Source organism: Kitasatospora herbaricolor (genome assembly GCF_030813695.1).
Lineage (GTDB): Bacteria > Actinomycetota > Actinomycetes > Streptomycetales > Streptomycetaceae > Kitasatospora > Kitasatospora herbaricolor.
The window spans coordinates 6,750,554-6,756,224 of sequence record NZ_JAUSVA010000002.1; the positions used below are offsets into that span (position 1 = coordinate 6,750,554).

A 5,671-nucleotide genomic window follows, 5' to 3' on the forward strand; every position below is an offset into this window, starting at 1 on the left:
CCCACCGGACCTGGGGCGGGGGCGCCTCGCCCTCTCGCCCCCTGGCCTGCCCGGCCGGGCCGGCCGTCGCGCTCCCCCGGGCTGTTCCCGATCACGCTTCCGGCACGTCGAGGTGATGCTCGACCGGCCGGGCCGTCCGGCCGGCACGTTCCGGGCGGGCGCTCAGACCGAGCCGCGCTCCGCCGCCGTCCCGGGGTCGTCGGCGACCACCAGTTCGCCGACCGCCTCGGCGAGGGCGGAGCGCTCCGCCCGGGGGAGGCCGGCGTCGGTGATGAAGTGGTCCAGCTCGTGCAGCCGGGCGAAGCTGCTCAGTCCGGTGACGCCCCACTTGGTGTGGTCGGCGACCACGGCGACCCGGTGGGCGCACTTGATCAGGGCCTGGTTGGTCTGTGCCTCGGCGAGGTTCGGGGTGGTCAGGCCGGCCCGGGTGGAGGCGCCGTGCGTCCCGAGGATCAGCAGGTCCACGTGCAGCGAACCGATGACGGTGTCGGCGAGCGGGCCGACCAGCACCTTGGACGGGGTCGGCGCGCCGCCGGTGAGCAGGACCGACGGTGAGGTCGGGCTCTTCACGCCTTCGGACTCCAGCAGTTGGGCGATCGGCAGCGAGTTGGTCACCACGGTCAGCCCCGGGACGTTCACCAGCCGGGTCGCCACGGCGTGCACCGTGGTGCCGCCGCCCAGCGCGACCACGCTGCCGGGCGTCACCAGCAGGGCCGCGGCCTCCGCGATGGCCTGCTTGGCGGACTGCTGGAGCCCGCTCTTGGTGTCGAAGCCGACCTCGTTGCCGCCGTGGCCGACGAGTCCGACGGCGCCGCCGTGCACCTTCTCCACGTCGCCGCTGCGGGCGAGGGTGTCCAGGTCGCGCCGGACGGTCATGTCGGAGACGCCGAGCTGTTCCACCAGCTCCGAGACGCGGACGGCGCCGTCGCGCCGGATCGCCTCCATGATCAGCGCACGGCGCTGATGCGCGAGAAGTCCTTGATCAGCCACCAGGTCCCCAGAGCCGCAGTCGAGAGAGTCGTCCGTCGGCATGAATGTACTGCAGCGAACTGTCCAGCGTACGGGCGGTTCGGCCGTGGTCGCCGGACGCCGGCGAGGTGGCCGCCCGGCTCGGCGGCCGCGGTCGACCGCCTCCCCTGATGCTCGGCCCCCGGGTGTGCGGGCCGCCCGGCCGGTGGATCACGCGGATCCGCGCCCGGGTGGTGACGGGGCGGCGCCGACTATGTAAGGTAAACCTTGCCTAAATGGCCCTGGGGGGATGGCCTCCGCCGCCCGTTCTCTCGGGGGCGGGTGCGGCCGGGGCTGCGGCGCAGGTGCTGCGCCGTTGTTCGGACATCCTGGACCCAGGGGGAGCAGTGAGCAGTTGGATGGCCGGGCGGTCGGGCCGGGGGCGGCAGGCCGGGGGCGGGCGGGCGGTGGGCCTGCTGGAGGCGCTGCCCTGGCTGGAGCGCTTCCGCGGCAGCACCGTGGTGATCAAGTTCGGCGGGAACGCGATGGTGGACGCCGAGCTCAAGGCGGCCTTCGCCCAGGACGTGGTCTTCCTGCGCTACGCCGGACTGCACCCGGTCGTGGTGCACGGCGGCGGCCCGCAGATCAACGCGCAGCTGGACCGGCTGGGGCTGGTGTCCTCCTTCACCGACGGCCTGCGGGTCACCACTCCCGAGACCATGGACGTGGTGCGGATGGTGCTGGCGGGTCAGGTCCAGCGGGAGCTGGTCGGCCTGGTCAACGAGCACGGCCCGTTCGCGGTCGGGCTGACCGGTGAGGACGCGCACACCATGACGGCCGTCAAGCGGTTCGCCGTGGTGGACGGCGAGCAGGTGGACATCGGCCAGGTCGGGGACGTCGCGGCGATCGACCCCTCGCTGGTGCGGGCGCTGCTGGCGGACGGCCGGGTCCCGGTGGTCTCCTCGATCGCCCGGGGCGCCGACGGGCAGGTCTACAACGTCAACGCGGACACCGCTGCTGCTGCCCTGGCGGGCGCGCTGGGGGCGGAGACGCTGATGATGCTCACCGATGTGGAGGGCCTGTACCGGGAGTGGCCGACCTCCGACGAGGTGATCCGGCGGCTGACGGCCGGCGAACTGGCCGAGCTGATCCCGGGTCTGGCCGGCGGCATGCTGCCGAAGATGGAGGGCTGCCTGCGCGCGGTGCGCTCCGGGGTGCGCAGCGCCCGGGTGCTGGACGGCCGGGTCCGGCACGGGCTGCTGCGCGCGTTCGCCGGCCCGGTGGTGGGCACGGAGGTCGTCCCGGACGTCCCGGTGGAGCCGGTCGCCGAGCGGCGCGGACCGGGGCCGGCGGGGCGGTCCGGCCCGGCGCGCGATGCGGATCGGGTGCTGGTCGCGGCGGGCGCGCCCTGATCCGGACGGCGCGCGCGGCCCGGCCCGCCGGCCGGGTCGCGGGGAATCGCGCAGGCCCCGGGTATTGGTGCGGGCACGGAGTGAATTTGACTCACCGGCCGCCATGAGAGAACTTAGGCAAGCCTTACCTTGGCCTCGGGGCGCAAGTGCCGGGCCGCGGAAACCGGCGGGGGGACGCCCCGGGACGAGCAAGCAAGCAGTCGACGGAAGGACGAGCATGTCGCGCGAGAACGGCGCAATCGACCGAGGTGACCATGCCGACGACCTGGTCGGCATAGGTTTCGGTCCCGCCAATCTGGCCCTGGCCATCGCGATCGACGACCACAACCGGCGCGACCCGGAGCAGGCCCTCCGGGTCCGCTTCCTGGAGCGGCAGGAGCGCTTCGGCTGGCACCGCGGCATGCTGCTCGACGGCGCCACCATGCAGGTGTCGTTCCTCAAGGACCTCGTCACCATGCGCGACCCGCGCAGCCGCTTCACCTTCCTGACGTACCTCCAGGAGCGCGGCCGGCTGGCCGACTTCATCAACCTGAAGTCCTTCTACCCGACCCGCCAGGAGTTCCACGACTACTTCGAGTGGTGCGCCGCCGAGTTCGGCGGCTGGACGGGCTACGGCCGCCAGGTCACCGAGGTCCGGCCGGTCCGCAACGACGGCCGGATCGAACTGGTGGAGATCGTCTCCCGGTCGGTGTCCGACCCGGCCGACCGCGAGGTCCGCCTCGCCCGCAACATCGCCGTCGGCACCGGCCTGACGCCGCGCCTGCCGGAGGGCGTCACCGCCGGCGAGCGCGTCTGGCACACCAGAGACCTGCTCTTCCGGGCGCCCGGGCTGGCCGCCCGCCAGGACGGCCTGCGCCACCGCCGCTTCACCGTGGTCGGTGCCGGGCAGTCCGCCGCGGAGGCCGTCGAGTACCTGCACCGCACCTTCCCCGACGCCGAGATCTGCGCCGTGCTGACCCGCTACGGCTACAGCCCCGCCGACGACAGCCCGTTCGCGAACCGGATCTTCGACCCGTCGGCCGTCGACGAGTTCTACGCGGCCTCCGACGAGGCCAAGCGCGCACTGCTCGGCTACCACGCCAACACCAACTACTCGGTGGTCGACGGCGATCTGATCGAGCAGCTCTACCGCACCGTCTACCAGGAGAAGGTCGCCGGCCGTGAGCGGCTGCGGATCCTCAACGCCAGCCGGCTGACCGGCGTCGAGCACACCGCCGACGGCGCCCGGGCCGCCGTCCGCTCGCTCACCACGGGGGAGGAGCTGCTGCTGGAGTCCGACGCGGTGGTCCTCGCCACCGGCTACACCCACGTGGACCCGCGCGAGCTGCTCGGCGAGTTCTTCGAGGCCTGCCGCACCGACGAGCAGGGCCGGCTGAAGGTCGACCGGGACCACCGGGTGCTGACGGACGACCACGTCGACGTCGGGGTCTACCTGCAGGGCGGCACCGAGCACACCCACGGCATCACCTCCTCGCTGCTGTCGACCCTGGCGGTCCGCTCCGGGGAGATCTGCGACTCGCTGCTGCTCCGTCACACCGGGCGCCAGCTGCGCGCCGAGGACGGCCGGCTCGGCGTGCTGTGACGGCATCGGTGCCGGCCCCGGCCGGCGACGCACGACCCGGCCGGCCGGCCCGCCCGCCGGCCCGTCCCGCCGCGCCCCCGGCGCGCCCCGACCACCGGAACCGAACGGATCACCAGCATGACCGACAGCACCACGACGCCCGGCGGCCCGGCCGGCCTGGACCCGCACAGCGTCCGGGCCGACCTGGCCGACATCCTCGGCGAGCGTCCCGAGGACATCGGGGACGACGACGACCTGCGCGACCTCGGCCTCGACTCCATGCGGCTGATGCACCTGGTCGAGATCTGGCGGGCCCGCGGCGCCAAGGCGGAGTTCGCCGAGCTGGCCGACCTCGGTGCCGCCCCCACCGTCCGGACCTGGTCCGCCTACCTGGCCGGGCACTGACCCCGGGGAGCCCCCGCTCCCGCTGCCCGGCCCCTCACACCTGCCCGGCTCCCGTCGCCGCGAGCCGTCGTGCGAAACCCTGTGCCACCTCCGAGGAGAACCATGAACACCCGTGTCCTGACGTCCCGCAGCCTGAGAGTCGCCGCCGTCGCGGCCACCGCCGCGCTGACCCTCGCGGCCTGCGGCTCGAACGGCGACAGCAAGGACGCCGCCGGAGCCCCCTCGGCCGGCGCGGCCACGGCGGCGGGCCCCGTGGTCGTCGAGGCCACCAACGGCAGGATCACCGTCCCCGCGGGCGTCAAGCGGATCGTCAGCATCTCGTACGCCACCGGCGCGCTGCTCGACCTCGGCGTGCAGCCGGTCGGCACCAGCACCATCGACGAGAACAACCCGATGGAGCTGCTGCCCTCGCAGACCGAGGCCGCCAAGAAGATCGAGCCGATCGGCTCCGGCATCGAGATCAACATCGAGAAGGTCGCCTCGCTCAAGCCCGATCTGATCGTGGTCGAGGGCGCCACCGCGTTCGACTGGGGCGTCAAGAAGCTCGAAGGCATCGCCCCCACCCTGTACTTCGGCATCGACAAGCCGGTCGACCTGCTGACCGCGCAGGAGAAGATCGCCACCGCCGTCGGCAAGGACGCCGAGTTCAAGAAGCTCAAGGCGGACTACGACGGCAAGGCCGCGAAGATCAAGGCCGACTACGCGGCCAAGCTCAACACCGTCAAGTGGACCATCGCCTCCTCGTACGGCGGCGGCGAGTTCCTCGTCGACACCAGCAGCTCCTGGGTCGGCCGCGTGCTGGCCGACGCCGGCGCCACGTTCGCCCAGGCCTCGGCCGACCCGGCCGAGCACGAGGTGACCTACTCCACCGAGAAGCTCGACGTGCTCGCCGACGCCGACATCATCCTGATCCCGAGGACGGCCGCCACCGGCGAGGTCCCGCAGGACACCAAGGACCTCGACAAGCAGCCGTCGTGGAAGAACCTCAAGGCCGTCCAAGCCGGCAAGGTCCTCCCGGTCACCTACGCCACCACCGACCGGTACGGCACCTCGACCGACGTCCTGAACCAGGTCGAGACCATCCTCAAGGGCCTCTAGCCCGCCGCCCGGGCGGCCGCCGCACACGGCCGGCCGCCCGGGGCGGACACCAACGCCCCGTACGACGAACCACCTCGTACGACGAGCCACCTCGCACGCCGAACCTCGTACGACGAGCCACCTCGTACGACGAGCCACCTCGCACGACGAACGCACCACCCCGTACGCCGCACCACTTCGCACGACAGCGCACGAGCGCCCCGGGCTGGCACGGTCGGCGGGGCCGCAGAACCGGGAAGGGCCGACC

5 protein-coding genes are annotated in these 5,671 nt (G+C 73.0%); 4 read left to right on the forward strand and 1 reads right to left on the reverse strand.

Translation table 11 applies throughout. From position 1 onward, the window contains the following. Positions 1 to 162: 162 nt before the first annotated feature. Entirely contained in the window at positions 163 to 1,032 is an 870-nt protein-coding gene (locus tag J2S46_RS29680) for a DeoR/GlpR family DNA-binding transcription regulator (RefSeq protein ID WP_229912907.1), read from the reverse strand. 335 nt (positions 1,033 to 1,367) lie between these two features. Here J2S46_RS29680 and argB point away from each other — a divergent pair, with 335 nt between their 5' ends. The 4 genes from argB (at position 1,368) to J2S46_RS29700 (ending at position 5,424) form a co-directional block, all read left to right on the forward strand. Further along, positions 1,368 to 2,360, forward strand: a complete 993-nt coding sequence (gene argB / locus J2S46_RS29685) for an acetylglutamate kinase (protein ID WP_191291331.1) — start codon at positions 1,368 to 1,370, stop codon at positions 2,358 to 2,360. Between the two features lie 217 nt (positions 2,361 to 2,577). Then, on the forward strand, positions 2,578 to 3,942 hold the full coding sequence (locus J2S46_RS29690) for a lysine N(6)-hydroxylase/L-ornithine N(5)-oxygenase family protein (RefSeq protein WP_191291321.1): 1,365 nt from the start codon (positions 2,578 to 2,580) through the stop codon (positions 3,940 to 3,942). Positions 3,943 to 4,059: 117 nt separating this feature from the next. Beyond that, entirely contained in the window at positions 4,060 to 4,326 is a 267-nt protein-coding gene (locus tag J2S46_RS29695) for a phosphopantetheine-binding protein (protein ID WP_191291320.1), read from the forward strand. 102 nt (positions 4,327 to 4,428) lie between these two features. Next, the gene (locus J2S46_RS29700; protein WP_191291319.1) at positions 4,429 to 5,424 is read left to right on the forward strand and encodes an ABC transporter substrate-binding protein; all 996 of its coding nucleotides are present in this window, start codon (positions 4,429 to 4,431) and stop codon (positions 5,422 to 5,424) included. The last annotated feature ends 247 nt before the right edge of the window (positions 5,425 to 5,671 follow it).